This is a genomic window from Mucilaginibacter terrae (genome assembly GCF_042679325.1).
Classification (GTDB): Bacteria; Bacteroidota; Bacteroidia; order Sphingobacteriales; family Sphingobacteriaceae; genus Mucilaginibacter; species Mucilaginibacter terrae.
The window spans coordinates 1-925 of sequence record NZ_JBHTMJ010000025.1 but is presented as its reverse complement, the minus strand read 5'-3'; the positions used below and the strand labels follow the sequence as shown (position 1 = coordinate 925).

Sequence of the window (925 nt, the reverse complement as noted above, 5' to 3'; positions counted from 1 at the left end):
TTAACCATTTTTGGTTCGGTAGATACTTACTATAAGTATGACTTTGCCGGTAAGAAGAACGCCAATATAGCCACCAGCTTTGCCAATGAGCCCAACTCGGTATCGATAGGTATGGTTGACCTGGGTGTAAAAAAGAAATACAACAAAGCCCTGTTCGTGGGTGAGTTATCGTTCGGTCCGCGCGGCCAGGCACAATCCATCCCCAACGCGGCAGGCGTGTACGACGAAACCACCAACAGCTTCCACATCCAGAACCTGTACGTAGGGTACGATTTGACCGACAAGCTGAACGTAACGGCGGGTTACATGGCTACCTTTGTAGGTTACGAGGTAATTTCACCGGTGGGCAACTTTAATTATTCTACCTCGTACCTGTTCACCAACGGCCCGTTCCAGAACGCGGGTTTAAAGCTGACCTACGCTTTTAGCGATAAGGTGAGCTTGATGGGCGGTATCTTTAACGATAGCTGGAACGTGTACCAATCTAACCGTGATGTATCAACCTTTGGCGCGCAGCTGATGGTAGCCCCGGTAAAAGGCTGGACCGCTTATGTGAACTTATTGAGCGGCTGGGCATCGGGAACGGAAGTAGACCTGACGACAGCCTACCAGATCACCGATATGTTTAAACTGGGTTTAAACGCGGCTACCTTATCGTTACCTAATGATGGCGGCGGTTTTTCGGGTGCGGCCTTATACCCGCAGGTAGCGGTATCAAAGGCGGTAACCTTAGGCTTACGGGCCGAGTATTTTAAGAACAAGAGTAAAAGTGGTGGTAACTATTCCAACATCATCCCTGGTGATGATGTAAAAGCGTTTACCTTAACAGGAAACATCAAGGCCGGGCCGTTAACGTTTATCCCCGAAGTACGGATAGATAATGCAAAGAGCGATGCCTCGTTCTTTAAAAACAGCGGAGCGGCAA

General features: G+C 49.0%; 1 protein-coding gene. It reads left to right on the top strand.

Features of this window, described 5'->3' with window-relative positions:
• The coding region (locus ACFQ3S_RS19630; protein ID WP_377167881.1) for a porin at positions 1–925 on the top strand (925 nt) is incomplete at both ends.